The sequence below is a fragment of the Streptomyces sp. CA-251387 genome (assembly GCF_050936625.1).
Taxonomy (GTDB): domain Bacteria; phylum Actinomycetota; class Actinomycetes; order Streptomycetales; family Streptomycetaceae; genus Streptomyces.
This window is the reverse complement of record NZ_JBNJMJ010000001.1, coordinates 6,341,204-6,367,824: the sequence shown is the minus strand read 5'-3', so window position 1 is coordinate 6,367,824 and position 26,621 is coordinate 6,341,204. Positions and strand designations below refer to the sequence as shown.

The window sequence follows — 26,621 nt, the reverse complement described above, 5'->3', positions numbered from 1 at the left end:
AGGTTGAGGAGTACGCAGAGTGCGGATCTACATCACCGCGGACATGGAAGGCATCACGGGACTCGTGGATGCCCAGGATGTCCAACCCGGCGGACGGGACTACGAGCGGGGACGGCAGTCGATGGCGGAGGACGTGAACGCAGCCGTCCGGGGTGCCCTGGCAGCCGGCGCCACCGACATCACCGTCAACGACGCACACGGTCCCATGCGCAACCTGCTGGCGGATGCTCTGCACCCGGCAGCCCGCCTCATTCGCGGCAAGCCCAAGCAGATGGGCATGCTCGAAGGACTCGCCCCCGATCACGACGCGGTGATCTGCGTCGGCTACCACTCGCGGGCCGGCGCGCTCGGCGTGCTGAGTCACAGCTTCATGGGTCATGAGATCGAGGACATCTGGCTGGACGGCCGGCCGGTGGGCGAGATCGGCCTGGCCCACGCCACCGCGGCGGCCCTCGGGGTGCCGGTGGCGGTCCTCACAGGTGACGACCGCGCCTGCACGGAGATGACGGAGTGGGACGCCTCCGTCACCACCGTGGCCGTGAAGTATGCGCACGACCGCTTTGCGGCAGAACTGCGCCCGGCGGACGAAGCCAGAAGAGCGATCGAGGACGCCGTCGCCTCCAGTCTCTCCGCACCCCTGACGGCCCCGTCGGTATCTTCGGCCCCGTCCACCCTCACCGTCCGCTGGCAGTCGGCCTCGGTGGCCTCCACCCTCCTCGGAATTCCAGGTGTCGCATCGACAGACACCCGAACCGTCCAGGCTCAAGGCGAGGTGCCCAACCTCTACCGTCTCTTCGGGGTGTGGATGCGGGTAGCAGCCTCCCTGACCAACCAGCCGCCTTACTGCTGACCGCCATACCGCCCTCCGCGCCGAGGCAGTTGTCCTCCTGACTTCTGATCGCATGTGACGAACGGGCAGACCCGACGGCTCCACGGGCTCAAGGTTCCCTGAATCACCGGTGATTGTGTTCACGCGCCAAAAACTGGCTGCGCGTCGGCCCGTTCCCGTAGGTTCTGGCATGTCCACCCCCTCGCCCCACCTGCGAGGCGGGTGCCTCACCGGGGGAAGTCGAGCACCGCTCCGATCCCGTCTCGGCCGCTCGGGCCGAGGCGCTGTTCGGCGTGCTCCGCGGCAGCGGGCAAGTGGCGGACCGATTGCGGGGCCACGTCACCCGGCGGCATCTCCCGCGCCGTACTGAACGTCGATTCCCGGGAGAATCCCCTGCGCCGCCGCCTGCCCCTGTGGCCGATCCCGATGCTCTGGACCCTGGCCCTCGGTCTGTGGGGATTGTCCCGGCAGGACAGCGTGTGGCGGGACGAGGCCGCGACCTGGCAGGTGGCCCGACGGTCCGTCGCCGACATCTGGCACATGCTGGGGCACGTCGATGCCGTGCACGGGCTCTACTACCTGCTGATGCACGGACTGTTCGAGTGGTTCGGGGCCAGTACCACCACCCTGCGGCTGCCCTCCGTGCTGGCCATGGCCGTCGCGGCGGCCTGTGTGACGGTCATCGGCCGACGGCTGGCCGGGGTGTGGGCGGGCCTGGCGGGAGGGCTGGCGTTCGGGCTGCTGCCGGCCGTGCAGTTCCATCTGCAGGAGGGGCGCCCGTACGCGCTGGTCGTGGCCGGGGCGGGGGTGTCCACGCTGTTGCTGGTGACCGTCCTTCAGGGCCGTGGCCGGGCGGTGCACTGGGCCGCGTACGGGGGCACGGTCGCGGTGTGCGGGCTGCTGAACTGGCTGTCGCTGCTGATCCTGCCCGCACATCTGGCGACCCTCCTCTGGAGGCGTGCCGCGCGCGGGACATGGACGCGCTGGGCGGCGGCCGCGACGGTCGCCGTCGCCGCTGTGCTGCCGTTGGTCCTGTTCAGCCGGAGCCAGGCCGCCCAGGTCTCCTGGATCCCGCCGCTGACCTGGCACATGCTGATCGGCCCGGCGATCCTGCTGGCGATCGGCGGCCTCGGCGCCCTGCTGGACCGGCCGCGGGCGGGACGGCTGTCGGTCGCGGCCGTCGGGCTGCCGCTGCTGGCGGTGCCGCAGCTCGGCCTCCTCGGCCTCTGTCTGGTCCGGCCCCTGTTCCTGGACCGGTACGTCCTGTTCAGCATGCTCGGGCTGGCGCTGCTGATCGGTACGGCGCTGGGAACGGCCGTACGGGCGACCGAGCCGCGGTTCCCGAGAGCGGCGCCCTGGCTCGTCCCGGTCACGGTCGCCGTGGCGGTGCTGGCGCTGTTGCCTCAGTCGCTGGCCAAGCGGTCTCCGGCGAGCCGGGTGGACGACGTCCTGGCGGTGGCGGCGGACGTGCGGCGGCTCAAGGAGACCGGGGACGCGGTGGTCTTCCTGCCGGCGGCCCGGCGCGACACCGCGCTGGTCTCCCCCGGTCACTTCGCCGGTCTGCGGGACATCGCGCTGGCCAAGAGCCCCGTGGCGTCGGGGACGTTGAAGGGCGAGGAGGCGGATCCGGCCCGGATACGGTCCGCGATGCTGGCGCAGCACCGGATACTGCTGGTCACCGACGCGGCCGACGTGGCCCGGCCGCTGTCGAACCGGCGGGACGAAGTGAAGACCGCCGTGTTGAAGGAGTACTTCACGGTGGTGGCGGACGAGCAGGTCCGTGGGCGCCGGGTGACGGTGTACGAGCGGCTCTGAGCCGTACGTGAACGGGCCTGGCCGAAGTGCTCCGCCGGGCCGGGCCCTTTCAGCCGTCCGTCCGCGTTCCCGTCAGTGGAACTGCGGCACGATCAGACAGATCCCGTACGCCACCACCGCCGCGCAGGCGAGGAAGCACAGTCCGGCCTGGGCGACGCCGAGGCCGGACGTGCCGCCGCCCTGCTCGCGTGCCCCGTCGTAGCGGGCCAGGCCCAGCACGCCGAAGGCGAAGACGGTGACCACGGCCACCGTGACGGCGAGGCTCACCGCGGCGACTTGACCGAGGGCGGTCCAGTCGAGGTTCATTGTGTGAACTCCCCTTTCTCAGGCACCCGTTTCTCAGACGCCCGTTTCTCAGGCACCCGTCGGATCAGGCGGCCGTGCCGACCCGGGCCGGCTCCGCGCCGCGGATCGTGACCTCGTGGGTGTCGTTGACGTTGTGCGCGGACACCGGGTTGCGGCGGGAGACGAACACGATGCCGGCGGCCACGGCGGCACCCACCAGGGCGACCACGGCCGTACCGACGTTGCCTCCGTGCTTGACCACGCTCGCCGACACGCCGCCCACCAGCGCCGCGGCGGGCAGGGTGACCAGCCAGGCCACGACCATGCGGCCGGCCACACCCCAGCGGACCTCCGCCAGCCGGCGGCCCAGGCCCGCGCCGAGGATGCTGCCGGAGGCGACCTGGGTGGTGGACAGGGCGAAGCCCAGGTGGGCCGAGGTGAGGATCACCGTCGTGGAGGCCGTCTCGGCGGCGAAGCCCTGTGGGGACTGGATCTCCGTCAGGCCCTTGCCCATCGTGCGGATGATCCGCCAGCCGCCGAGGTAGGTGCCGAGGCCGATGGCCAGGCCTGCCGAGGCGATCACCCAGAAGGGCGGGCCCGCGTCATGGCCCAGCGCGCCCGCCGAGATCAGGGTCAGCGTGATGACGCCCATCGTCTTCTGCGCGTCGTTCGTGCCGTGGGCCAGGGAGACGAGCGAGGCCGAGGCGATCTGGCCGAGGCGGAAGCCCTTGGTGACGGACTGTTTGCGGGCGCGAGAAGTGAGCTTGTACGCCAGGTAGGTGGCCAGCAGCGCGGCGACCCCCGCCACGACCGGCGAGGCCACCGCCGGGATCAGTACCTTCTCGACAACCTTGTCGAAGTGCACGCCGTGCGCCCCCGCACCGACCCAGACGGCCCCGATCAGCCCGCCGAACAGCGCGTGCGACGAACTGGACGGCAGCCCGACCAGCCAGGTGAGCAGATTCCACAGGATCGCCCCGACCAGGCCCGCGAAGATCATGCCCGGGGTGACGAGGGTGTCGTCCACGATGCCGCCGGAGATCGTCTTGGCGACCTCGGTGGACAGGAAGGCGCCGATGACGTTCAGGACGCCACTGATGAGCACGGCCGTCCTCGCTCTGAGGGCCCCCGTGGCGATGGAGGTGGCCATCGCGTTCGCCGTGTCGTGGAATCCGTTGGTGAAGTCGAAGGCGAGGGCCGTCACGATGACGACCGCCACCAGGAACGTGATGTGGTCCATTCCCCAATGCAAACAAGCGCGGGCCAATATCCGGGGAACTGACGGCAAAGCGCGTCCCAGGAGGTGGCGCGCGGTTGGTAAGGGTCGTGCGGAGCGGGCGTGGACCTACGATCACACCATGAGCATCCGCTGGACGTACGCCTTCGCCGACCGGCCCGCCGACCTCCTCGGCCGGGCCTGCGCGTTCTGGACGGCCGTCACGGACACCCGACTGTCCGAATTCCGCGGTGAGCAGGACGAGTTCGTCACCCTGCTGCCGGGCGGCAGGGCCGACGCCTGCGTCAAGGCCCAGGGCGTCGACCCGGGTGCCGGTGGCGCGCACCTCGACTTCGCCGTGGACGACGTACCGGACCTCGTGCAGTCGGCGCTTCGGCTGGGTGCGGGCATCGCCGCCGAGCACGACGGGTGGGCCGTGCTGCGGTCGCCCGCCGGGCAGTTGTTCTGTGCCGTGCCGTGGCACGGGGAGTCGGTACGGCCGCCCGTGGTGCGCGGCAGCCGCCTCGACCAGGTCTGCGTCGACGTACCGCCATCCCTGTACGACGCCGAAGTCGCCTTCTGGAGCGCCCTGTTGGACGGCTGGGACTCGACGCCCGGCTCCCGCCCCGAGTTCCATGTGCTCAAGCCGCCGCCCGGGCTGCCGATCCGCATCCTGCTCCAGCGCCTCGACGAGGAGTGGCCCGCCTCCGCCCACCTGGACCTCGCCTGCGCGGACATCGAGACGACCCGCGCCCGGCACGAGGAGCTGGGCGCGGTCTTCGTCGCCCAGGGCTCCCACTGGACGGTGATGCGCGACCCGGCGGGCGGCACGTACTGCCTGACGGGGCGGGATCCGGAGACGGGCGGGCTCCCTAGGGCCGGTTCCTGACCCAGCAGAGGACGGAGCCGTCCTCCGCGGGCGTGGCGCTCGGGCACAGGGTCCGCCACGAGACCGACGCCGAGAACGAGGGCGTCGGAGCGGTCTCCTCCCAGCCGTACCTCCGCGGCTCGACCGAGTCCTGCAACCACAGCGTCACCCCGCCTGCGACGGCCACGACGATCACCCACGCCGCCACGACCCACAGCCATAACCGGCGCCGCCCCCTCACGCCCACGCCTCCACGTCCACGACCGCGTCCACCGGAATGGGCCCGTACACATGCGGGAACTCCTCGCCCCCGGGCTTCGGCGCCTCGTACTTCACCGGCGCACCGAGCCGCGCCGGGTCCACGACCAGCACCACCAGGTCATCCGGGCCCTCGCAGGAGCCGTACAGGAAGGCGGCGACGGACGGGAGCTGGGCGCGGGTCGAGCAGTGGATGAAGCCTTCCTGTTGGAGCGTGCGGCCGCGCGTCGACGTCTCGTACGCGCCGCGCTCGCGGGCCGCCTCCCACAGGGAGCGCTCGGTGATGTGGAGGATGTACGTGTGTTCGGGCATGGGGCCACGCTATGACCTCAGCCGTGCCGCCCGCGCGTGCAAATAGCGCTGTTCCGGCAGGCTCAGGGTCTTGGCGGCCGCGGACTCGTAGGCGGCGCGGGCCTCGGCACGCGCGCCGGCCCGCTCCAGGAGGTGGCCGCGGACCGCGTCCAGGCGGTGCCCCGCACCCAATTCGTCCTCCAGCGCGGCCAGTTCGGCCAGTCCCGCACGCGGTCCCCGCACCATGGCGACGGCGACCGCGCGGTTGAGGCGCTCGACAGGGCCGGGAACGAGGCGGACGAGGACGTCGTAGAGGCCGAGGATCTCCTGCCAGTCGGTCGCCTGCGCGGAGGGCGCCTCGTCGTGGACGGCCGCGATGGCCGCGCGCAGCTGGTACGGGCCCGCAGGACCTTTCGCGAGCGCCCGGGTGACCAGGGCGACGCCCTCCTCGATCGCGGCCTTGTCCCAGCGGTCGCGGTCCTGTTCGTCGAGGGGGACGAGTTCCCCGTGCGGGCCGGTGCGCGCGTCGCGGCGGGCGTCGGTGAGCAGCATCAGGGCGAGGAGGCCGGCCACCTCACCGGCGTCGGGGAGCAGGCGGTGGACCTCCCGGGTCAGCCGGATCGCATCCCCCGCGAGGTCCCGCCGCATCAGGCTCGCGCCCGAGGTCGCCGTGTAGCCCTCGTTGAAGATCAGGTACAGGGTCTGGAGGACCGCGGGCAGCCGGTCCTCCCAGTGGTCGGGGCGCCCGAAGCGCACACCGCGGACCTTCTGCTTGGCCCGGCTGATGCGCTGGGCCATCGTCGCCTCGGGTACCAGATAGGCGCGGGCGATCTCCGCCGTGGTCAGACCGCCGACGGCGCGCAGGGTGAGGGCGATCTGGGCGGGCGGGGTCAGGTCCGGGTGGCAGCACAGGAAGAGGAGCGTGAGGGTGTCGTCCTCGCGGGGAGCACGGTCCGCTCCTGGTGGCGGGGCCGTGAAGGCGTCCCGTGGCGTGAGCGCCGCGACCTTCTCCTCCCGGGCCCGACGGGACGCCTCCGCGCGCAGGGCGTCGGTCAGCCGGCGTGCGGCGACCTTGATCAGCCAGCCGCGCGGGTTGTCCGGGACGCCGGTGCGCGGCCACTGCTCGGCCGCGGCGAGCAGGGCCTCCTGTACGGCCTCCTCAGCGGTGTCGAAGTGGCCGTGCCGTCTGACCAGCGCGCCGAGGACCTGCGGCGCGTGACGGCGCAGCAGGTCCTCGGTGTCGGGTGTGGCGCTCATGGACGGCTCGGTTGTCTGCCGGTGTACGGCTCAGATGTCACCGGCGCCGTCCAGGATGGGCCGGATCACCACCGGGTACACGGGCGTCCCGGGGGGCTGGGGGCAGCGGGCGACGCGCTCGGCGATCTCGGTGACCCGCTCCAGGCTCGCGCAGTCCAGCACCCAGTAGCCGGCCAGCAGCTCCTTGGTCTCGCTGTACGGCCCGTCGGTGATCACCGCCTTGCCGTCCTGGCCCAGCGTGACGTGCCGGACCTTCGCGGGCTCGGCCAGGCCCTGCCCGTCGATCATCTCGCCGGTCTCGGCGAGATCGTCGTTGATGGACTGCATGTAGGCGTACATCGCCTGGATATCCTCCTGGCTCCAGGCCGCGGAGTGCTCGGACGCCTTGCCGCGCATCGCCTCGTAGTCCGCCTGCGTGCCCTGCACCATGACCAGGTACTTCATCAGTCCGCTCCTTCGGTTTCCGTCGGCTCGGGCCACCCTCGGTGGGCGGCTCTCACAGGGGACGTCGGAGCCGGGCCGGGATTCTCGACAGGGGGTTCAGGAGTTTTTCGTGGTGGGTGTGTCGCGCTGCTCCTGCTGCTCTGCATGCTCGGCGCCGTCCTCGGCGTACGCCTCGCACTTCGGGTTGCGACAGGGGCCGGCCACCCACACCGGGACCCACGCGCCGAGCGTCTTGTGACGCTTGACGACCGTCTCCACGGGCTGTCCGCACTTGGGACAGGCGTGCTCATCGCTGGCCATGTCCTCAGAGTAGGGCGGGTGGGGCGTCAGCGCTTCCTGCTGTACGTACGAACGACGGCGCCGTTGCCGAACGCGCGCACCTCGTCCAGGGTGAACTCCGTAATGGCGAAGTCCGAGCCGAACATCGGCATACCCGTGCCGTACACGATCGGGTACGACTTGATGACGAGCTCGTCGATCTCGTCGAACAGCGCTCCCGCGAGCTGCGAGCCGCCGCACAGGTAGATGCCCAACTCGCCGTCTTCCGCCTTGAGTTCGCGGACCGTGCCGACCAGGTCGTCCCTGACGATCTCGACCTGCGGGTCGGGCGACTCCGTGAGGGTGCGCGAGGCTACGTACTGGCGCATATGGGCGTACGGGCTGGTGATGCCCTCCTTCAGGGCCACGTCGTAGCTGGCCCGGCCCTGAATGATCGTGTCGAACCGCCTGTTCTCCAGGTCGTCGAAACCGAGGGCGCGACGGCCGGGGGTCGACACGGTCTCCGGGTACGTCGTCTTGAGGAACTCGAGGAACTCCTCATCGACGAAACGGAACATCGACGAGGCGTCGCCGGCCTGGTCCCCGATGAAGCCGTCGAGGGAGCAGGCGATGAAGTACGTGAGCTTTCGCAAGCCGGTCTCTTTCCGTAGGCTGGTCAACCACTTCGGTTGTAGTGCTTCAGTTGTAGTACTTCGCTTGTAGTGGTTGCAAGGGCATTTTCGGATCGGATGCAAGTGGGAGTGGGGATTCCGAATGGCGGGCAATCCGGAGCGCCGGGCCGCCCTCATCGATGCGGGCATCGAGGTACTCGCCCGCGAGGGGGCGCGCGGGCTGACGTTCCGAGCGGTGGACGCCGAGGCCGGGGTGCCGGTCGGCACCGCCTCCAACTACTTCACCGGGCGCGACGACCTGTTCCGGCAGATCGACACCCGGCTGCACGTCCGGCTCGCGCCCGATCCGGAGGTGATCGCCGAGCTGATGACTCGGCCGAAGGACCGCTCCCTGGTCACCGCCTTCATGCACGACCTGATGGCCCGCGCGACCCGCGACCGAACGGGCTATCTGGCCCTGCTGGAGATGCGCCTGGAGGCCAACCGGCGCCCCGAACTGCGCTCCTCCTTCACCAAGTCGGTGCGTGGCGACCTGGAGGAGGGCATGGAGTTCCACCGGAACGCCGGGCTGCCCGGCGGCGACGAGGTCGTCGTCGTGCTCTATCTCGCCATGCTCGGGCTGCTCCTGGAGCACCTGACGCTGCCGGAGGTACTGGACGGCGTGCTGCCCGGGGTCGGCGTGCCGGACGGTCTGGTCGAGCGGATCGCGGGGAGGATCGTGCCGGAGGCGTAGGTCGGCGATTGCGCCGGAGGACGACTGGGTCTGTGGAGCAGGTCAGCGATTACGTCTGCGGAGCAGGTCAGGGTGCCCGGGTGCGGCTCAGCCGCGCGGCTCGCGCCACATCGGCCACATCCGGGGGCCGTCCGGGAGGTCGAGGGGACGGCCCTTGAGCTCGAAGCCGAGGCGCTCGTACAGCTGCCGGCTGCGGGCGTTGCTGGCCTCCAGGTAGGCGGGCAGGCCGTCCTGGTCGCAGCGGTCGAGGACCGAGGTGATGAGCGCGGCGCCGAGGCCCTGGCCCTGGTGCCCGGGGGCGACGGCGATCATCCACAGGTACTCGTGAGCGCGGCCGGAGGGGTGGATGGCGGCCGTCAGTCGAGCGATCTGCTCGACGCGCTCGTTGTCCGGGTCGATCTCGGCGCGCAGCCGGGCGGGGCCTTCGTCGTCGGCGTGTTCGGGGTCGAGTCCGTGGTCCTGGGCGGGGATGGACAGCCACAGGGCGCAGGCCGTGCCGTCCACGGTGAGGTCGATGCGGCCGTCCGCGAGCACGATGTCGGTGAAGGCGGCCATGAGCCGGGGGTGCGTGGTACGGCGGTGTTCCTCACCCGGGAACACCCAGCCGCTGACCGGGTCGTCCTGGAAGGCCGCGTCCAGCAGCCCGATCACCAGCTCCCGGTCGCCCTCGCCCGCCGTCCGGATCGCCACGCCCATGTGTACCCGCCCCTTCGTGTCAACCTGCCTTGATCGTAGGGGGATTGGCGCGTGCGTGGGGCGTGCGCGCCTTCCGCGGAACCAGTTTGTCGCGATCCGACCGGTGCGCGGGCCGGTACACAGGGACGGGCCCCGCACACCGTGGGGATGTGCGGGACCCGCCGGTCCGGAGCCCTCGCCGGCCGTACGGGGTCAGGAACCGTACGGCCCCGCGGCTCCGGGGTCTGGACGACCGTCGGCCGCGGGAGCCTTGGTCGTGCGGCCATCGGCTGCCGCGGCCTTGAGTTGTACAGCTGTCGGCTGCGGCAACCTCAAGCCATTGAGCCGTTGGCCGCTGCGAACTCGGGCCGTGCTGCCGTCGGCTGCTGTGGTGTCGGGTCGTGCTGCCGTCGGCTGCCGTCGCCTTGGGCACCGCCGCCGTCACTGCCGTTGCCTTCAGTTGCTGCGTCGCGTCACGAACTCCGCCAAGGCCAGGAGTCCGCCCGCCTCCTCCGGGTCAGGGACCGCGCGGGCCAGTTCCTGCATGGCGCGGGCCATCCGGTCGGCGGCCTGAGCCTGCGCCCAGTCGCGTCCGCCCGCCCGCTCCACGGCGAGCGCGATCCGCGCAACGCTCTCCTCGTCCTCCTTGTCGTAAGGCACTTCGTACAGCGCGGTCAGTTCCGCCGCCGCCGGACCGCCGGAGGCCAGCGCGGCGACGACCGGAAGGGACTTCTTGCGGGCGGCGAGGTCCGCACCGGCCGGTTTGCCGGTGTGGCTCGGGTCGCCCCATATGCCGATCACGTCGTCGATGAGCTGGAAGGCGAGCCCGGCCTCACGGCCGAACGCGTCCAGCGCCGCCACGTCCTCGTCCGCCGCACCCGCGTACAGCGCGCCGAGGGCGCAGGCACACCCCAGCAGGGCACCCGTCTTGGCCTCGGCCATGGCAAGCACCTCGTCGAGTCCGACGTCGCCGGGCCCCCGCTTCTCCATCGCCGTGTCGGCATGCTGCCCGGCGCACAGCTCGACGACACACGCCGCGAGCCGGGCGGCGGCCGCCGCGGACGCCGGGTGCGGGTCCTCGGCGAGCAACTGCAGGGCCAGCGCCTCGAGGGCGTCCCCCGCGAGGATCGCGTCGGCGTCACCGAACACGGTCCACGCGGTGGGCCGGTGCCGGCGCGTGGTGTCCCGGTCCATCACGTCGTCGTGCAACAGCGTGAAGTTGTGCACCAGTTCCACCGCCACGGCCGCCGGTACGGCCGCCGCCCGCGCCCCCGGCCCGCCGAGCGCGGCGGCCGCGGTGAGGACGAGCGCCGGACGGATCGCCTTGCCCGCGTTGCCCGCCGCCGGGGTGCCGTCCGCGTGCTCCCAGCCGAAGTGGTAGCGCGCGATCCGGCGCATGGAACGGGGCAACGACTCGACGGTGGCGCGTAGTTCGGGGTCGACCGAGGCCCGGGCGCGCTCCAGGATCACCACCGCTTCGGGGCCGTCGAACGGGCCGGTCACGATGGAACGCCACGTCGTTCGCGTCGTCAACTCGGCCATGGCATCCCTCTCGGAGAGTCCGCGGACGGTGGCGCTTCCGCTGCGGCTGGGCGCATACGACCGGGATGTACCCGCCCCGACGGCCGCAGACACGGCGTCCAGGTGCGGAAACGTCACCCCCAGCGCCCGATTTCGACGTTCTCCAGCACACCGAGGGCGTCCGGCACCAGGACCGCGGCCGAGTAGTAGGCCGTCACCAGGTACTTGATGATGGCCTGTTCGTTGATGCCCATGAACCGGCAGGACAGGCTCGGCTCGATCTCGTCCGGGATGCCGGTGGCCCGCAGGCCGATGACGCCCTGGTCCTCCTCGCCGGTACGCATGGCGATGATCGAGGACGTACGCGCCTCGGTGACCGGGATCTTGTTGCACGGGAAGATCGGCACACCGCGCCAGGTGGGGATGCGGTTGCCGCCGATGTCGATGGTCTCCGGGACCAGTCCGCGCTGGTTGAGCTCACGGCCGAAGGCGGCGATCGCGCGCGGGTGGGCCAGGAAGAGCTTGGTGCCGCGGCGCCGGCAGAGCAGTTCGTCCATGTCGTCCGGGCTCGGCACGCCGTTGTGCGGCTGGATCCGCTGGTCGTACTCACAGTTGTGGAGCAGACCGAAGTCGCGGTTGTTGATGAGCTCGTGCTCCTGGCGCTCCTTCAGCGCCTCGACCGTCAGCCGGAGCTGCTGCTCGGTCTGGTTCATCGGCTGGTTGTAGAGGTCGGCCACGCGCGTGTGGATGCGCAGCACGGTCTGGGCGACGCTCAGTTCGTACTCACGGGGCCTTGCCTCGTAGTCGACGAAGGTGTGCGGGATGTCCGGCTCGCCGGTGTGACCGGCGGCGAGGTCGATCTCCTTCTCGCCGTACTTGTTGGTGCGCTGTTCGGGGATGGAGCGGCGCTGCTCGAGGTGCTCGCGCAGACCGTCGGAGCGCTCGGCGATCTGGTCGAGGTCCTGACGGGAGAGGACGAGCACCGTGCAGGCGGTGAGCGCGCGGGCCGTGTACTCCCAGATGGGCTCGCCGTCGAGCAGCGCGTGATCGCCGAAGTAGGCGCCGTCGGCGAGGACTCCGAGGACCGCGTCGTCGCCGTACGGGCCCGTGCCGATCTTCTCGACCTTGCCGTGCGCGAGCAGGTAGACCTTGTCGGTCGGGCTGCCGAACGAGGCGATCACCTCACCGGCGGCCACCTCTCGCTGCTCGCAGCGCCGGGCGAGTTCCGAGAGCACCTCTTCGTCCTCGTACGACCGCAGCGCCGGCAGTTCGGCCAGTTCGGCGGGGACGACCTCGACACTGTCGCCGGTCTTCACGAATGTCATGCGGCCGTCACCGACGGCGTACGTCAGCCGTCGGTTCACTCGGTAGGTGCCGCCCTGGATGTCCACCCATGGCAGCGTGCGCAGCAGCCAGCGGGAGCTGATCTCCTGCATCTGGGGTACGGACTTGGTCGTGGTGGCCAGGTTCCGCGCGGCCGCAGTGCCGAGACTCTGCTGCGGCTTGACCTGCTCCGTGCGGACCTCTTCGCCTACCGACATAAGGAATTGCCCTCCCGGTCATGCCCCGGCGCCGATCTGGCGCCCCGCATCACGATCTGCATGACAGAGCCTTCCATCACGGTGTGTGTCTGTGCTATTACCCGAAAGAGCGGGAATGGATCACGGGCTGCTGGGCAATTAGTGGGCCCTTGTCCACTCGCGGGGTGTGGCACGGGGTTTGGTACAGGGTCTGCCGCAGGGTTTCCCGCAGGTTTTGCAGCACGGTTTGTCGCACCGTCTTGTTCGCACCGTCTTGTCGCACTGTCCTGTCCGACTTGTCCGACGAAGGAGGCGGTCATGGCCTCACCCATGTCCGCGAGCAGGTTTCTGGAAAGACTGCGGGCGGAGGGCGCCACGGTCGTCGAAGTCGGCGACTGGGAGCACCACAACCGCAACCATGTGGGCCCGTGGGGCCCCGTCCATGGCGTGATGATCCATCACACGGTGACCGAGGGCAGCGAGCACACGGTCCAGCTCTGCCGCGACGGCTACGCCGGGCTGCCGGGTCCGCTGTGCCACGGCGTCATCACGAAGGACGGCAGGGTCCATCTCGTCGGCTACGGCCGCGCCAACCATGCCGGGCTGGGCGACGACGACGTCCTGCGCGCCGTCATCGCGGAGACGACCCTGCCGCCCGACAACGAGGCCAACACCGACGGCAACCGCCACTTCTACGGCTTCGAGTGCGAGAACCTCGGCGACGGCCAGGATCCGTGGCCCGAGCCCCAACTGGAGGCGATCGAACGGGTCTCCGCGGCGGTCTGCCGCCACCACGGCTGGACGGAGCGGTCGGTGATCGGGCATCTGGAGTGGCAGCCGGGGAAAGTGGATCCGCGGGGGTTCACCATGGCGTGGATGCGGGGGCGGATTCGGGAGCGGTTGCAGTAGGGAGGGTCCCTGCGGGTGCCTCCGGCGGTTGGGCGGGGGTGCCTGCGGCATGCCTCCGGCGGTTGGGCCGGGGGTGCGTGCGGTTGTCCGTGCGGGTGGTGGGGGTGCGCGTTGATGCCTGCGGCGCCTGTGCGGGTGGGGTGGGGGTGCGCGTAGCGCCTACGGGCCGGTGGGTGGGTCGGGGCCGCGCCGGGGGGTGTCCGTCCTCGGACCGGCGGCCGGACTTAAGCCAGGAGGTACTGCGTGTTGACGCCGGCCACTGCGGGCGGACACCCCCCGACACGTCCCCTTCCCGCCGTACGCGACTGCAGGCCCGTAGGGGTACGCGCATTCCCCCCACGGGCTGCCGAGCGAGCCTGACCGCGGCCCGTCACGCCGGCCTAGCCGCGGTCCGCCACAGCCCACGTAGCCGCGGGCCGTCACGCCCACCCCACCCAGCCGCAGGTCGCTGCCAGCCTGCCTAGCTGCGGGCAGTCGTGCCGCTGGGGCGGCACGGGTGGGCGCAGCGGCAGCCCGTCGCGCCGGGCTGCGCACCCACCCCCGCCCAGCCCCCACGCCGGGAAAGCCGCAAGCAGGCGGCCGGCGGGCGACAATGGCCTCGTGACCAGCCCCGACGCCGTGCCCGATCTCGCCGCTCTCCGCCCCCGGCTCCCCTCTCCGTTGCAGGAGCTCGCGGACGAGCGGTTCGCGCGATGTGGTGTGCGGCTGCTGGTCAAGCGCGACGACCTGATCCACCCGGAACTGATCGGCAACAAGTGGCGCAAGCTCGCGCCGAACCTCGCGGCCGCGGCCGGTCGTACGGTCGTCACCTTCGGCGGCGCCTACTCCAACCACCTGCGCGCCACCGCCGCCGCGGGCCGCCTCCTCGGCCTGCCCACGGTCGGCGTGGTGCGGGGTCAGGAGCTGGCAGAGCGGCCCCTCAACCCGTCGCTGGCGCGGTGCGTGGCCGACGGCATGCGGCTGCATTTCGTGGACAGGTCGACGTATCGCCGCAAGGCCGAGCCGGAGACTCTGGCGGCCGTTCTGCGAGCGGCGGGTGCGGAGGGGGCGTACGTCGTCCCGGAAGGCGGCAGCAACGGCCTTGCCGTACGGGGATGCCGGGCGCTCGGCGAGGAGCTGCGGGGGCGGGCCGATGTGGTTGCGGTTGCTTGTGGGACTGGTGGGACGTTGGCGGGGCTCGCCGCGGGGATCGGCCCCGGGCAGCGGGCCCTGGGCATACCTGTCCTCAAGGGTGGCTTCCTGGCCGACGACGTACGGGCACTGCAGGTGGATGCCTTCGGTGGGCCGCGGGGTGATTGGCGGTTGGACGAGCGGTTCCACTTCGGGGGGTACGGCCGTACGACTCCTGAACTTCATGCGTTCGCCGAGGACTTCGAGGGGCGGCACGGGGTGCCCGTCGAACGTCTCTATGTCGCCAAGTTGCTGTATGGGCTTGTCGCCTTGGCCGAGGAGGGTGTCCTTCCGCGCGGGGGTACGGTCGCAGCCGTCGTGACCGGAGCTCCTCTCACGGACCGATGAGTGCGCGAGGGGTGGTCGGACGGCCTGTTGGAGGGCGGTCTCACCCGGCCTCCCTGTATGCCGCCGCCTCCTCCAGGTCCAGCCGTCGCAGCAGCGTCCGCAACATCTCGTCGTCGATATAGCGACCGTCCCGCAGCTTCACGAACACCGCACGCTCGACGCCGATCACCTCGCGGGACAGGCGCCGGTAGGTGTCGTCGACGGACTCGCCGGTGACGGGGTTGGCCTGGCCCAGGCGTTCCCAGACGGAGTTGCGGCGGCGTTCCAGGACCGCTCGCAGGCGGTCGGCGAGGGGGTCGGGAAGGGCGTTGCGTTCGTCGGAGAGGAGTTCCTCCAGGCGTTGTTCGGCGGCCCGGGAGGCCTGCGCCTGGGCGTTCGCCTCGGCGAGGGTCTCGGCCTGCGGGTCGCGGCCGGGGAGTTTCAGCAGGCGGACCAGCGGCGGCAGCGTGAGGCCCTGCACGACCAGCGTGCCGATGACCGTCGTGAAGGTGAGGAAGAGGATCAGGTTGCGCTCGGGGAACGGCTCGCCGCCGTGCACCGTGAGCGGGATCGAGAAGGCGATGGCCAGGGACACCACGCCTCTCATACCGGCCCAGGAGATGACGAACGGGCCCTTCCAGGTGAGGTCCGCCTCGCGCTCGCGGATCCGCGTCGACAGCAGGGGCGGCAGGAAGGTCGCCGGGTAGACCCATACGAAGCGTGAGACGACGACCACGGCGAACACGGCGATCGCGTATCCGGCGGCGGGGCCGCCCTCGTACTCGCCAAGGCCCTTGAGGACCACTGGCAGTTGCAGTCCGATCAGCGCGAACACCGCCGACTCCAGCACGAACGTGACCATCTTCCACACCGCCTCCTCCTGGAGCCGGGTGGCGAAGTCGACCTCCCACGCGCGGTGCCCCAGGAACAGCGCGACGACCACGACCGCCAGCACTCCGGAGGCGTGCACCTGCTCGGCGGCGGCGTAGGCGACGAACGGGATCAGCAGGGAGAGCGTGTTCTGCAGCAGCGCCTCCTTGAGGTGCGTGCGCAGCCAGTGGATCGGCACCATCAGCACCAGCCCCATGCCGATACCGCCGACCGCGGCGAGCAGGAACTCGCCGATGCCGCCGGCCCAGGTGGCGCCCTCACCGACGGCGGCCGCGAGGGCGACCCGGTAGGCGGTGATCGCGGTGGCGTCGTTCACCAGGGACTCGCCCTGCAGGATCGTGGTGATCCGGGACGGCAGCCCCACCCGGCGCGCGACCGCCGTCGCCGCGACCGCGTCCGGCGGCGCCACCACCGCCCCGAGCACCAGCGCCGCGGTCAGCGGCAGCCCCGGGACGACCATGTACGCGACCCAGCCGACGGTGAAGGTCGCGAAGAGGACGTAGCCGACGGACAGCAGCATCACGGGGCGCAGTTGCGCCCGCAGATCGAGATACGAGCTGTCCGTCGCCGCGCTGTGCAGCAGCGGAGGCAGCACCAGCGGCAGGACGATGTGCGGGTCGAGCGTGTACTCGGGCACACCCGGTACGTACGAGACCGCGAGCCCGGCCGCGACGAGCAGCAGCGGCGCCGGCACGGGCGTCCGCCGCGCGGCCGCGGCAACGGCAGCGCTCCCCGCCACCAGCAACAGAAGCGGCATCACGTCCATACGTCTCGCCCACCCATCCCCACTCGCCCGAGTCCGCGCCGCCCGGCAGGCGACCCGTTCATGGTCTTCGCCCGTCGTCGATCATCGTCGCCGTGGCCCGCCCTCGATTTTCCGCGCGGCCCTGCGCGCGGCCGTCGTAACCTGGCAATCATGAAACAGTGCACGCACGCCGACGCGCTGCCGCACCCGGAACCCGGTCCGCTCAGCGACACCTGTCCGGAGTGCCTGGCGGACGGAGCGCATCCGGTGCAGCTGCGGTTGTGCCTCACCTGCGGTCATGTCGGCTGCTGCGACTCCTCGCCGGGACGGCACGCCACGGAGCACCACAAACAGTCCGGGCATCCGATCATGCGGACGTTCGAACCTGGCGAGCGCTGGCGCTGGTGCTTCGTCGACCACGTACTGGTGTGACGCCGACGTACGCTGGACGACTGGGGATCCGGACGGTTCGACCGTCTGACGCCTGGGTACGTCAAACCGGCGCGCGCTCTTCCCAATTGGGCCCGCAGACCCCCTAGCCACGGAGCGTATCCGTGTGTTTACTATGAGTGACAGCAAGGGGTTGGGGTCCTTGGGACAGGAAAGTTCAGAGCGCGATAGCGTCACCGCTGAACCACACATCGCGTTACCCCGGGGGGCGACCCTCGGCCCCGAGAAGCTTGTACCACCTTGGAGGTGAGGGTGTCCCAGATCGCAGGCGAGCCCGCGACCCAGGACTTCGTGGAAGTCCGGCTGCCGGCTGCGGGTGCCTACCTGTCGGTGCTGCGTACGGCGACTGCCGGCCTCGCCGCCCGTTTGGACTTCACCCTCGACGAGATCGAGGACCTGCGCATCGCGGTCGACGAGGCCTGCGCGATCCTGCTCCAGCAGGCCGTGCCCGGCTCGGTGCTCAGCTGTGTCTTCCGGCTCGTCGACGACTCGCTCGAGGTCACCGTCTCGGCCCCGACCACGGACGGCCACGCCCCCTCCAGGGACACCTTCGCCTGGACCGTCCTGTCCGCCCTCGCGGGCAAGGTCTCCTCCGCCGTGGACGAGGACAAAACCGTTTCGATCAGCCTCTACAAACAGCGCGGCGCGGGACCCGGGCCGGCGTGAGGAACGGGGACGGGCCGGTGCGGGACGAAGAGCGCGGCACACGGGAGCTGCCGGAGAGCACTCCCCCCTGCTCGGGCGGAGCCGAGAGCCTGGGGGCGGGCCCGAGCGGTCCGAGCGGATCCCGACGCATGGCAGACGGCATCGACGGCATTCCCGAGCAGGCCCGGCCGCACCCGGAGGACGACGCGGTGGAGGCCGGCTTCCTCGGCGACGGCCGGGAGGACGAGGGTGCCGTGCAGGGCGCGCTTCCGGGTGGGCGGATCGGGGTCTCCCCTGTCCGCGTGGGGGCGAGGGCTCGGGAGAGGGCGACGGGCGGGACGATGAGCGAGCACGAGCGAAACGCCGAGGACGAGGCGATGGGCGCGCACAGCGCGCAGGCCACGCACAGCGCGCAGGCCACGCACCACGAACCTCAGGACCGCAGCGGGGCGCGCGCCATGTTCATCGAGCTGCGCACGCTGAAGGAGGGCAGCGCCGAGTACGCGGAGCTGCGCAACCAGCTGGTCCGGATGCACCTGCCGCTCGTCGAACACCTCGCGCGCCGCTTCCGCAACCGCGGCGAGCCGCTCGACGACCTCACCCAGGTCGCCACCATCGGCCTGATCAAGTCGGTCGACCGCTTCGACCCGGACCGCGGCGTCGAGTTCTCGACGTACGCGACCCCGACGGTCGTCGGCGAGATCAAGCGGCACTTCCGCGACAAGGGCTGGGCGGTGCGGGTGCCCCGGCGCCTCCAGGAGCTGCGCCTGGCTCTTACGACGGCCACGGCCGAGCTGTCCCAGCAGCACGGCCGCTCCCCCACGGTCCACGAGCTCGCCGAGAAGCTGGCGATCTCGGAGGAGGAGGTCCTGGAGGGCCTGGAGTCCGCCAACGCGTACTCCACGCTGTCCCTGGACGTCCCCGACACGGACGACGAGTCCCCGGCGGTCGCGGACACCCTCGGCGCGGAGGACGAGGCGCTGGAGGGCGTCGAGTACCGGGAGTCGCTCAAGCCGCTGCTGGAAGACCTCCCGCCGCGCGAGAAGCGGATCCTGCTGCTGCGGTTCTTCGGCAACATGACCCAGTCGCAGATCGCGCAGGAGGTCGGCATCTCCCAGATGCACGTCTCCCGGCTGCTGGCGCGCACGCTGGCGCAGCTGCGGGAGAAGCTGCTGGTGGAGGAGTGACGGCTTCTTCGGAACGGTCACCGAGAACCGATGACCAGATACCGATGACTACATCTGGCCCGACCTGCTTCTAGTCCGACTACCTACGGCCCGGCCTGCTTCTGGCCCGACTACTTCTGGTCCTGTGCGCTGCCAGGCCCCCGGATCCCGAGGGCCTGGGTAGTCGCCGGGTTGATCAGGAGCACGAGCGTGGCGATCGCGACCACGGCGATCGCGATCCCCGCCGGAATGGCCATGCTGTCGGCCTGCAACAGGCTGTAGGCCACCGGCAGGGCCATGATCTGCGTGATGACGGACGGCCCCCGGCTCCAGCTCCGCAGAGCGAACAGCCCCCGCGCGGCGAGCAAGGGCAGCAGGGCGAGGGCGACCAGCGTCACGCCGAGCGTGACGGCCTGCTGCCGGTCGTCCGGCTCCCCGGCAAGCCCCAGCACGAGCACCCAGAGCCCCCCGACAGCCAGCGCCAGCCCTTCCAGCGCGGTGAGCGCCGCCGCATACGTCAGCCGGCGCGGGCGCGGACCGGCGGTTTCGGGGGTGGTGGGGGTCTGCTCCTTGGTCACCCCTGAAGGGTAGCCCTCGACACCACCGACTTCCCCAGCCGAGGCTGCCCAGCACCAGCTCGCGGGTTGCCGGGTGCGGCTGGGGGGCTGGGCCGGGCGGGGGCGATGGTGGCGGGGTGCGGGTGCGTGGCGCTGGGCGGCCGGGCCCGACGGGTGCGGGTGCGTGGCGCTGGGTGGCCGGGTGCGACCGTGGCGGGGTGCGACGGTGGCGGGCTGCGGCGCATGGCGCTGGGCCACCGGGGCCGACGGTGGCGGATGCGGGTCCGCGGCGCTGGGCGGCCGGGTGCGACGGTGGCGAATGCGATGCATGGCACTGGCGGGGGGTGCGCGCCGCCGGCGGAGCGGTGCCGGCGGCGCGCCACTGGGAGTGCAGCACAAGGGGGGCGCCCCAGCGGACTCAGGCCCGCTGCAGCGCAGCAGGCACCAGAAAACCGCCGGCAACAAGAACCCCCGGCCAAGCCGACGCAGTCACCCCGTGTCGAGACTCACGCCCGATCTCTTACCGGATCCCCACCTCGACCTGTGCCCGGTACCCCCCAGTAGGTACGCTGCCAGTCATGCGTGCACTTCTCGTGGTCAATCCGGCAGCAACCACCACAAGCGCACGTACGCGCGATGTCCTGATCCATGCGCTCGCCAGCGAGATGAAACTCGAGGCCGTCACCACCGAGTACCGCGGCCACGCACGCGACCTGGGCCGGCAGGCGGCGGACAGTGACGACGTCGACCTGGTGGTCGCCCTCGGCGGCGACGGCACGGTCAACGAGGTCGTCAACGGACTGTTGCACAACGGCCCCGCCCCGGAGCACCTCCCCCGCCTCGCGGTGGTCCCCGGCGGCTCCACCAACGTCTTCGCCCGCGCCCTCGGCCTGCCGAACGACGCCGTGGAGGCGACCGGCGCCCTGCTGGACGCCCTGCGCGAGGGCAGCGAACGTACCGTCGGCCTCGGCCTGACCTCGGGCACGCCCGGCACGGAGGACGAGGCGGTCCCCGCACGCTGGTTCACCTTCAACGCGGGCCTCGGCTTCGACGCCGGCGTGGTCGGCAGGGTCGAGCAGCAGCGTGAGCGTGGCAGAAGGTCGACGCACGCCCTCTACGTGCGCCAGGCGCTGCGGCAGTTCTTCGGCGAGGCGCACCGGCGACACGGCACGATCACGCTGGAACGTCCGGACGCGGAGCCGGTGACCGACCTGGTGCTGTCCATAGTCTCGAACACCTCTCCGTGGACCTTCCTGGGCAATCACCCGATGTACGCGTCGCCTAAAGCCTCGTTCGATAAAGGCCTCGACGTACTCGGTCTCAGCCGCATGACGACGGCCGCGGTTGCCCGGTATGGCACCCAGTTGCTCACTTCGTCCCCCGAGCGGGGACCCCATGGCAAGCACGCCACCTCACTCCACGACCTGGACCAGTTCACCTTGCATTCGAAGGTCCCTCTCCCCCTTCAGATGGACGGCGACCACCTAGGGCTGCGTACAAGCGTGACGTTCACAGGCGTACGCCGTGCACTGCGTGTGATTGTGTGAGCGGAAAGGGCTAAAGTCCTTTCACTCGAACGTTTAGGCCAGGATCCACCCCATGGAAGTACGGCTGTGACCTAGTCGACACCGAGGAATCAAAAAAAACTTTCCGGAAGGGGTTGTATCCGTCGCTGAGGTTTGCGAGTCTCTACGTGGCGATCGGGACGGCCCGCAACACCGGCCTCCACTGATCACCGGAACCCCTCTTCAATTCACAGGACCCACGCCAGGGAACCTGGCGGTAGGCCCTTCACTTGTTGAGGGATTCGTGAAAGCGTTCACATTCACAAGCAACCCAGCAGTAATACAAGGAGAGGTAGCAGCCATGGACTGGCGTCACAACGCCGTTTGCCGCGAGGAAGACCCCGAGCTCTTCTTCCCCATCGGCAACACCGGTCCTGCGCTGCTGCAGATCGAGGAAGCCAAGGCCGTCTGCCGTCGCTGCCCGGTTATCGAGCAGTGCCTGCAGTGGGCGCTCGAGTCCGGTCAGGACTCCGGCGTCTGGGGTGGTCTCAGCGAGGACGAGCGCCGCGCCATGAAGCGCCGCGCCGCCCGCAACCGGGCCCGTCAGGCCTCCGCCTGACAACACCCGCCCCGCAAACAGCCTGAGCTTGGCGGCGCGTACAGCGAGTACGCATCTCCCGCCCCCGAGCCGCAGCGCGCAGTACCCCCGATGCGCAGCAAATGCTGGCAACGAGCATGTTGAGCCCCAGCCCCCTGAACGGGTTGGGGCTCTTTGCTGTCCGGGGGACGGTCGAGTGTCCGGCCGTTGGCGCTGATCGACGGCGTCGGCGACGCGCCGTGTGTCGGCGGACGTTGCTTGGTGGGCGTTGCTCGGTGGCCATGTGCGGTCGCGGTGTGCAGTGCGCCACTCGGCCGCCGTGGTGTTCGCCACGGCCCCCTCCGACGCTTACTTGTGTGCCCGCACCGGGATGTCGAGGATCACCCGAGTCCCCCGCTCAGGCGCCGGCACCATGTCGAACGTGCCGCCCAACTCCCCCTCCACCAGGGTCCGTACGATCTGCAGGCCGAGGTTGCCCGCGGTGTGCGGGTCGAAGCCCTCGGGGAGGCCCACGCCGTCGTCCTGGACCGTGACGAGGAGGCGGGCCTGCTTCGTCGTACCCCCGCGGACCGCCGAGACCTCGACCGTGCCGGTGTCGCCCTCACGGAAGCCGTGTTCCAGGGCGTTCTGGAGGATCTCGGTCAGGACCATCGACAGCGGGGTGGCGACCTCGGCGTCGAGGATGCCGAAGCGGCCGGTGCGTCGGCCGGTGACCTTGCCGGGCGAGATCTCGGCGACCATCGCCAGCACCCGGTCGGCGATCTCGTCGAACTCCACACGCTCGTCGAGGTTCTGGGACAGCGTCTCGTGCACGATCGCGATCGAACCGACCCGGCGGACCGCCTCCTCCAGGGCCTCGCGGCCGCGGTCGGACTCGATGCGCCGGGCCTGGAGGCGGAGCAGGGCGGCCACCGTCTGGAGGTTGTTCTTCACCCGGTGGTGGATCTCCCGGATGGTCGCGTCCTTGGTGATCAACTCGCGCTCGCGGCGGCGCAGTTCGGTGACGTCCCGGAGCAGGACCAGCGAACCGATGCGGGTGCCCTTGGGCTTGAGCGGGATCGCGCGGAACTGGATGACCCCGTCGCTCGACTCGATCTCGAACTCGCGGGGTGCCCAGCCGCTGGCGACCTTGGCGAGCGCCTCGTCCACCGGCCCGTGGGTCGGGGCGAGTTCGGCGGTGGTCTTGCCGAGGTGGTGGCCGACGAGGTCGGCGGCGAGGCCGAGACGGTGGTAGGCCGACAGCGCGTTCGGGGAGGCGTACTGGACGATGCCGTCGGCGTCCAGGCGGATCAGGCCGTCGCCGACGCGCGGCGAGGCGTCCATGTCGACCTGCTGGTTGGCGAACGGGAACGCGCCGGCCGCGATCATCTGCGCCAGATCCGAGGCGCTTTGGAGGTACGTCAGCTCCAGACGGCTCGGGGTGCGGACGGTCAGCAGGTTGGTGTTGCGCGCGATGACACCGAGGACGCGCCCGTCCCGCCGTACGGGAATCGACTCGACGCGGACCGGCACCTCCTCGCGCCACTCGGGGTCGCCCTCCCGCACGATCCGGCCCTCGTCGAGCGCGGCGTCCAGCATCGGGCGGCGGCCGCGCGGGACGAGGTGGCCGACCATGTCGTCCTGGTACGAGGTCGGGCCGGTGTTGGGTCGCATCTGCGCGACGGAGACATACCTGGTGCCGTCGCTGGTGGGGACCCACAGGACCAGGTCGGCGAAGGAGAGGTCGGAGAGCAGTTGCCACTCCGAGACCAGCAGGTGGAGCCACTCGAGGTCGGAGTCGTCGAGGGCCGTGTGCTGGCGTACGAGTTCGTTCATGGAGGGCACGTGGCCGAGCGTACCTGGCGGTACGGACATGACTCGAAACCAGCCACTGGGGAGGCGATCCGGCCCCTTGGAACGACCCTGAGAACACCCGCGGGCCGCGGCGCCTGAGAGGGACCCTCAACCCTCCCGGCACCGCAGCCCGGAGCAATATCGGCCGTGGGGTGTGCGGTCCCGGTCGGCCGAGGATGAGGAGCCGGGGCAGTCAGGGCAGAGAGCTCCGGTTCCTCGGTCCGCCTTCCTGTGCGGGGAAGGCGGAAGTCGGTGCGTTCTTCTCCTACGCACTCCTTCGCATTGTGGACTAGACCACTCGGGTGTGTCCATGCGTTGGAGCCTGTTTGCTGTTGACGCTTCGTCGCGGGCTCCGACCAGTCAACGGACTGACGGAGAACTAGTAGGACGCCCTGGCATCCACCACGCAGCCTAACCCGTGTGGGTTCATGTGCGGGGCCAGATGGCCATGGCAATTTCCGCGAGTGCCTCCAGTTCCTCCCGGCTCGCCCCGTCGCGCGCCTGTTGTGACATGCCGTGGATGATCGCGCCGGCGTGCCGGGCGAGGGCGGCGGCGTCAGTCCCCGGCGGGAGTTCACCGGCTGCGACATCCGCTTTGATTCGGCTCTCGAAGGCGGCGATGGTGGCGTTGCGCCGGTCGCGCAGGGACTCGGCGACCTCCGGGGTCGTGCAGTTGATGGCCGCGTGGGCGATGAGGCAGCCGTGCGGGTGATCGGAGTCCGTGTACATGGCGGCGGCCTCGCGCAGGGTCCGTTCGACCGCGGCGCGGGAGGTGGGCTCCTCGGCGAGGGCCCGGTCGGCGAAGGAGGCGTACCGGGCGGTGTAGACGCGCACGGCCTCTTCGAAGAGGGAACGCTTGTCACCGAAGGCGGCGTAGAGGCTCGGGGCGCCGATGTCCATGACCTGGGTGAGATCGGAGACCGACGTCGCCTCGTAACCGCGCTCCCAGAAGGCGAGGATCGCCTTCTCCAGAGCGGTCTCGCGGTCGAAGGAACGGGGGCGGCCGCGGGGCTTGGGCGCGCGCTTGATCTTCGCCTTCGTGTCGTCGCTGCTCACCATGGGGTGGATTTTATAGCGGCTGCTAGAGAATTGTCGGTGCCCTGTTGTACGGTCTTTCTGTAGCGACCACTAGGGAATGCGAGGGGGCGTCGGCATGGGCGTGCTTACGGGCAGGACGGCACTGGTCACAGGGGCGAGCAGGGGGATCGGACGGGCCGTGGCCCAGCGGCTGGCGCGCGACGGGGCGCGGGTCGCCGTGCACTACGGCAGCAATGAGGTGGCGGCCAAGCAGACCGTGGCCGCGATCGAGGCAGCGGGCGGCAGCGCCTTCGCGATCCGCGCCGAGCTGGGGGTGCCCGGTGACGCGGAGGCCCTGTGGGAGGCCTTCGACCGACATGCCGAGGGGCTGGACATCCTGGTCAACAACGCGGGCATGGCGATCTTCGCGACCGTCGACGACACGGACGAGGAGCTCTACGACCGGACGCACGCGGTCAACGCCAGGGCGCCGTTCTTCATCGTCAAGCACGGCCTGCGGCGACTGCGCGACCACGGCCGGATCATCAACGTCACGGCTGCCACGGACGCTGCCATCGCCGCGATCGCCGCCACGCACATGGCCAAGGGCGCGGTCACGACGCTGACCCGCTCGCTCGCCGCCGAGCTTGCGCCGCGCGGTATCACCGCCAACTCGGTCGGGCCCGGGTTCATCGACACCGACCTGACGAGCGCGGCACTGGCCGACCCCGGGATACGCGCGCACGCGGAGTCCGTCTCGGTCTTCAAGCGGGTCGGTACGGCCTCCGAGGTGGCCGACGTGGTGGCGTTCCTGGCGTCGCCCGACTCCCGCTGGGTCACCGGCCAGCACATCGACGCGACGGGAGGCTCGCTGCTGAGCCTGCACTAGAAGCTGTCCGCAGATGCGGTTCCGCCCTCAGCGCGTCTCCGTCACCTTCGCCAGGGCCCGCGGGGCGTCCGGGTCCTGGCCTCGGGCGATCGCGACCTCGTAGGCCAGGAGCTGGAGAGGGATGATCTCCAGGATCGGCTGGACTTCCTCGGCCACGTCCTCGGTGGGCAGGACGAAGCCGGCCGATGCCTGCTCGACCTGGTGGCGGGGGCCGATGACGACCAGGTCGGCGCCGCGGCCGCGGAGTCGGTCGAGGACGGGCTGGAGGGCCTCGCCGCCCTTGCCGTCGGTGACGACCGCGATCACCGGGGAGACGTTGTCGACCATGGCGAGCGGGCCGTGCAGGAGGTCGGCGCCGGAGTAGGCGAGCGCCGGGATGTAGCTGGTCTCCATCAGCTTCAGGGCGGCTTCCTTGGCCGTGGGGTAGCCGTAGCCACGGGAGGTGATCACCATGCGCTCGGCGAAGCGGTAGCGGGCGGCGAGGGTGCGGATCTCGTCCTGCCGGGCGAGCAGTTGTGCGGCGAGGTCCGGGAGCACCTTGGCGGCGCTGCCGTCGCCGCCGCGCAGACCTTCGACGAAGAGGTAGAGGGCGAGAAGGGAGGCCGTATAGGTCTTGGTCGCGGGGAGGGCCCGCTCCGGTCCGGCCATGATGTCGAGGTGGTACTCGGAGACGCCGGCCAGCGGTGAGTCGGGGTTGTTGGTCACCGCGAGCGTGATCGCGCCGGCCTCGCGGGCGGCCCGGGTCGAGGCGACCAGGTCCGGGGAGCCGCCGGACTGGCTGACGGTGATGACCAGGACGTCGGTGAGGTCCGGGCGGGCACCGTAGGCAGTGGTGGTCGACATCGAGGTCAGACCGCAGGGCAGGCCGAGGCGGATCTCCAGGAGGTACTTGGCGTAGAGGGCGGCGTTGTCGGAGGTGCCGCGGGCGGTGAGCAGGACGAAGCGGGGGCCGCGGGCGGCGATCTCCTGGGCGACCTTGCGGACGGCGGGGGCAGCCTCGGACAGGATCCGGCGCAGCACGGCGGGCTGCTCGGCCATCTCGCGGGCCATGATGCGGCCGGGGACGTCGTTGTGGGGGGCGTGCGGGTCGGGAGGGTACGGGGTCGTGGCGGTCATGGGGGCCCTTCCTGCTGTCGCGCTCGTCGTGCCGGGACGGTCTCCATTCCACTTCCCCACGGGGAATGACGCCCGTCCGACGGTCTGCCGACATGTCTGCGGGGCTTGCGTTACATGGGTCCTGGAGCCCTGCTCTCTGCGCCTACGAGGTGCTAGATTGGTCTAAACCACATGCCCCTTCAGGGTGCCCTTCGAGTCCCT

General features: G+C 70.7%; 28 protein-coding genes. 12 read left to right on the top strand and 16 right to left on the bottom strand.

The annotated features are described in order from the left end of the window. Positions 1–19: 19 nt before the first annotated feature. Together ACQEV2_RS28645 and ACQEV2_RS28640 are read left to right on the top strand one after the other, a co-directional pair. A complete protein-coding gene (locus ACQEV2_RS28645) occupies positions 20–850 on the top strand; it encodes a M55 family metallopeptidase (protein ID WP_433047492.1) in 831 nt (276 codons plus the stop codon). Positions 851–1,255: 405 nt separating this feature from the next. Further along, a complete protein-coding gene (locus ACQEV2_RS28640; RefSeq protein ID WP_433047489.1) occupies positions 1,256–2,644 on the top strand; it encodes a glycosyltransferase family 39 protein in 1,389 nt (462 codons plus the stop codon). Positions 2,645–2,716: 72 nt separating this feature from the next. On the opposite strand, the gene ACQEV2_RS28635 is transcribed toward ACQEV2_RS28640, so the two are convergent. After that, positions 2,717–2,950 carry a hypothetical protein gene (locus ACQEV2_RS28635; protein WP_433047486.1) on the bottom strand — a complete coding sequence of 78 codons (234 nt, stop codon included), beginning with the start codon at positions 2,948–2,950 and terminating at the stop codon, positions 2,717–2,719. A gap of 64 nt (positions 2,951–3,014) precedes the next feature. Further along, the gene (locus tag ACQEV2_RS28630; RefSeq protein WP_433047483.1) at positions 3,015–4,169 is read right to left on the bottom strand and encodes an anion permease; all 1,155 of its coding nucleotides are present in this window, start codon (positions 4,167–4,169) and stop codon (positions 3,015–3,017) included. A gap of 118 nt (positions 4,170–4,287) precedes the next feature. Here ACQEV2_RS28630 and ACQEV2_RS28625 point away from each other — a divergent pair, with 118 nt between their 5' ends. Beyond that, positions 4,288–5,034: a VOC family protein gene (locus tag ACQEV2_RS28625; RefSeq protein WP_433047480.1), complete on the top strand. Its 747-nt coding sequence runs from the start codon at positions 4,288–4,290 to the stop codon at positions 5,032–5,034. Here the strand turns inward: ACQEV2_RS28625 and ACQEV2_RS28620 are convergent. From ACQEV2_RS28620 to ACQEV2_RS28595, 6 genes are all read right to left on the bottom strand, one after another. Continuing rightward, the gene (locus ACQEV2_RS28620) at positions 5,018–5,254 is read right to left on the bottom strand and encodes a hypothetical protein (protein ID WP_433047477.1); all 237 of its coding nucleotides are present in this window, start codon (positions 5,252–5,254) and stop codon (positions 5,018–5,020) included. The two genes, ACQEV2_RS28625 and ACQEV2_RS28620, sit on opposite strands and share 17 nt — an antisense overlap. Then, entirely contained in the window at positions 5,251–5,583 is a 333-nt protein-coding gene (locus tag ACQEV2_RS28615) for a DUF952 domain-containing protein (RefSeq protein WP_433047474.1), read from the bottom strand. The genes ACQEV2_RS28620 and ACQEV2_RS28615 overlap by 4 nt, the downstream gene beginning before the upstream one ends. Positions 5,584–5,592: 9 nt before the next feature. Beyond that, on the bottom strand, positions 5,593–6,819 hold the full coding sequence (locus ACQEV2_RS28610; RefSeq protein ID WP_433047471.1) for an RNA polymerase sigma factor: 1,227 nt from the start codon (positions 6,817–6,819) through the stop codon (positions 5,593–5,595). Between the two features lie 30 nt (positions 6,820–6,849). Further along, the gene (locus ACQEV2_RS28605; protein WP_433047468.1) at positions 6,850–7,263 is read right to left on the bottom strand and encodes a YciI family protein; all 414 of its coding nucleotides are present in this window, start codon (positions 7,261–7,263) and stop codon (positions 6,850–6,852) included. Positions 7,264–7,359: 96 nt separating this feature from the next. Next, a complete protein-coding gene (locus tag ACQEV2_RS28600; RefSeq protein WP_433047465.1) occupies positions 7,360–7,563 on the bottom strand; it encodes a hypothetical protein in 204 nt (67 codons plus the stop codon). A gap of 26 nt (positions 7,564–7,589) precedes the next feature. Beyond that, positions 7,590–8,174: a dihydrofolate reductase family protein gene (locus tag ACQEV2_RS28595; protein ID WP_433047462.1), complete on the bottom strand. Its 585-nt coding sequence runs from the start codon at positions 8,172–8,174 to the stop codon at positions 7,590–7,592. A 121-nt stretch (positions 8,175–8,295) separates the two neighbouring features. Between ACQEV2_RS28595 and ACQEV2_RS28590 the strand changes: the two genes are divergently transcribed. Beyond that, positions 8,296–8,886, top strand: coding sequence for a TetR/AcrR family transcriptional regulator (locus ACQEV2_RS28590; RefSeq protein ID WP_433047459.1), 591 nt, complete (start codon positions 8,296–8,298; stop codon positions 8,884–8,886). 87 nt (positions 8,887–8,973) lie between these two features. Here ACQEV2_RS28590 and ACQEV2_RS28585 read toward each other — a convergent pair whose 3' ends face one another. From ACQEV2_RS28585 to ACQEV2_RS28575, 3 genes are all read right to left on the bottom strand, one after another. Continuing rightward, the gene (locus ACQEV2_RS28585) at positions 8,974–9,582 is read right to left on the bottom strand and encodes a GNAT family N-acetyltransferase (protein WP_433047456.1); all 609 of its coding nucleotides are present in this window, start codon (positions 9,580–9,582) and stop codon (positions 8,974–8,976) included. A gap of 435 nt (positions 9,583–10,017) precedes the next feature. Continuing rightward, on the bottom strand, positions 10,018–11,103 hold the full coding sequence (locus ACQEV2_RS28580) for a family 2 encapsulin nanocompartment cargo protein polyprenyl transferase (protein WP_433047453.1): 1,086 nt from the start codon (positions 11,101–11,103) through the stop codon (positions 10,018–10,020). Positions 11,104–11,216: 113 nt separating this feature from the next. Next, the gene (locus tag ACQEV2_RS28575) at positions 11,217–12,623 is read right to left on the bottom strand and encodes a family 2B encapsulin nanocompartment shell protein (protein ID WP_433047450.1); all 1,407 of its coding nucleotides are present in this window, start codon (positions 12,621–12,623) and stop codon (positions 11,217–11,219) included. A 297-nt stretch (positions 12,624–12,920) separates the two neighbouring features. Between ACQEV2_RS28575 and ACQEV2_RS28570 the strand changes: the two genes are divergently transcribed. Further along, positions 12,921–13,511 carry an N-acetylmuramoyl-L-alanine amidase gene (locus ACQEV2_RS28570; RefSeq protein ID WP_433047447.1) on the top strand — a complete coding sequence of 197 codons (591 nt, stop codon included), beginning with the start codon at positions 12,921–12,923 and terminating at the stop codon, positions 13,509–13,511. Positions 13,512–14,111: 600 nt separating this feature from the next. Beyond that, positions 14,112–15,029, top strand: a complete 918-nt coding sequence (locus ACQEV2_RS28565) for a 1-aminocyclopropane-1-carboxylate deaminase/D-cysteine desulfhydrase (protein WP_433047444.1) — start codon at positions 14,112–14,114, stop codon at positions 15,027–15,029. Positions 15,030–15,069: 40 nt separating this feature from the next. Here the strand turns inward: ACQEV2_RS28565 and ACQEV2_RS28560 are convergent, their stop codons facing one another. After that, positions 15,070–16,665: a Na+/H+ antiporter gene (locus ACQEV2_RS28560; protein WP_433047441.1), complete on the bottom strand. Its 1,596-nt coding sequence runs from the start codon at positions 16,663–16,665 to the stop codon at positions 15,070–15,072. Between the two features lie 150 nt (positions 16,666–16,815). Here ACQEV2_RS28560 and ACQEV2_RS28555 point away from each other — a divergent pair, with 150 nt between their 5' ends. The 3 genes from ACQEV2_RS28555 (at position 16,816) to ACQEV2_RS28545 (ending at position 18,926) form a co-directional block, all read left to right on the top strand. Further along, positions 16,816–17,076 (top strand): UBP-type zinc finger domain-containing protein, encoded by a 261-nt coding sequence (locus tag ACQEV2_RS28555; RefSeq protein ID WP_433047438.1) that lies wholly within the window; start codon positions 16,816–16,818, stop codon positions 17,074–17,076. A 270-nt stretch (positions 17,077–17,346) separates the two neighbouring features. Further along, positions 17,347–17,760 (top strand): anti-sigma regulatory factor, encoded by a 414-nt coding sequence (locus ACQEV2_RS28550; protein WP_004925829.1) that lies wholly within the window; start codon positions 17,347–17,349, stop codon positions 17,758–17,760. A 17-nt stretch (positions 17,761–17,777) separates the two neighbouring features. Next, on the top strand, positions 17,778–18,926 hold the full coding sequence (locus ACQEV2_RS28545; protein ID WP_433054847.1) for an RNA polymerase sigma factor SigF: 1,149 nt from the start codon (positions 17,778–17,780) through the stop codon (positions 18,924–18,926). Between the two features lie 110 nt (positions 18,927–19,036). Here ACQEV2_RS28545 and ACQEV2_RS28540 read toward each other — a convergent pair whose 3' ends face one another. Further along, a complete protein-coding gene (locus ACQEV2_RS28540; protein WP_433047435.1) occupies positions 19,037–19,483 on the bottom strand; it encodes a hypothetical protein in 447 nt (148 codons plus the stop codon). A gap of 557 nt (positions 19,484–20,040) precedes the next feature. On the opposite strand from ACQEV2_RS28540, the gene ACQEV2_RS28535 reads away from it, so the two are divergent. Beyond that, positions 20,041–21,009, top strand: a complete 969-nt coding sequence (locus ACQEV2_RS28535; protein WP_433047432.1) for a diacylglycerol/lipid kinase family protein — start codon at positions 20,041–20,043, stop codon at positions 21,007–21,009. Between the two features lie 319 nt (positions 21,010–21,328). After that, the gene (locus tag ACQEV2_RS28530) at positions 21,329–21,586 is read left to right on the top strand and encodes a WhiB family transcriptional regulator (protein ID WP_003992873.1); all 258 of its coding nucleotides are present in this window, start codon (positions 21,329–21,331) and stop codon (positions 21,584–21,586) included. Positions 21,587–21,913: 327 nt separating this feature from the next. Here ACQEV2_RS28530 and ACQEV2_RS28525 read toward each other — a convergent pair whose 3' ends face one another. Then, the gene (locus tag ACQEV2_RS28525; RefSeq protein WP_433054844.1) at positions 21,914–23,380 is read right to left on the bottom strand and encodes a sensor histidine kinase; all 1,467 of its coding nucleotides are present in this window, start codon (positions 23,378–23,380) and stop codon (positions 21,914–21,916) included. A gap of 444 nt (positions 23,381–23,824) precedes the next feature. Then, positions 23,825–24,457, bottom strand: a complete 633-nt coding sequence (locus ACQEV2_RS28520; protein ID WP_433047427.1) for a TetR/AcrR family transcriptional regulator — start codon at positions 24,455–24,457, stop codon at positions 23,825–23,827. A 94-nt stretch (positions 24,458–24,551) separates the two neighbouring features. Here ACQEV2_RS28520 and ACQEV2_RS28515 point away from each other — a divergent pair, with 94 nt between their 5' ends. Continuing rightward, positions 24,552–25,304, top strand: a complete 753-nt coding sequence (locus ACQEV2_RS28515) for an SDR family oxidoreductase (protein WP_433047424.1) — start codon at positions 24,552–24,554, stop codon at positions 25,302–25,304. 27 nt (positions 25,305–25,331) lie between these two features. Here the strand turns inward: ACQEV2_RS28515 and ACQEV2_RS28510 are convergent, their stop codons facing one another. Beyond that, positions 25,332–26,420 (bottom strand): SIS domain-containing protein, encoded by a 1,089-nt coding sequence (locus tag ACQEV2_RS28510; protein ID WP_433047421.1) that lies wholly within the window; start codon positions 26,418–26,420, stop codon positions 25,332–25,334. Between the last annotated feature and the right edge of the window lie 201 nt (positions 26,421–26,621).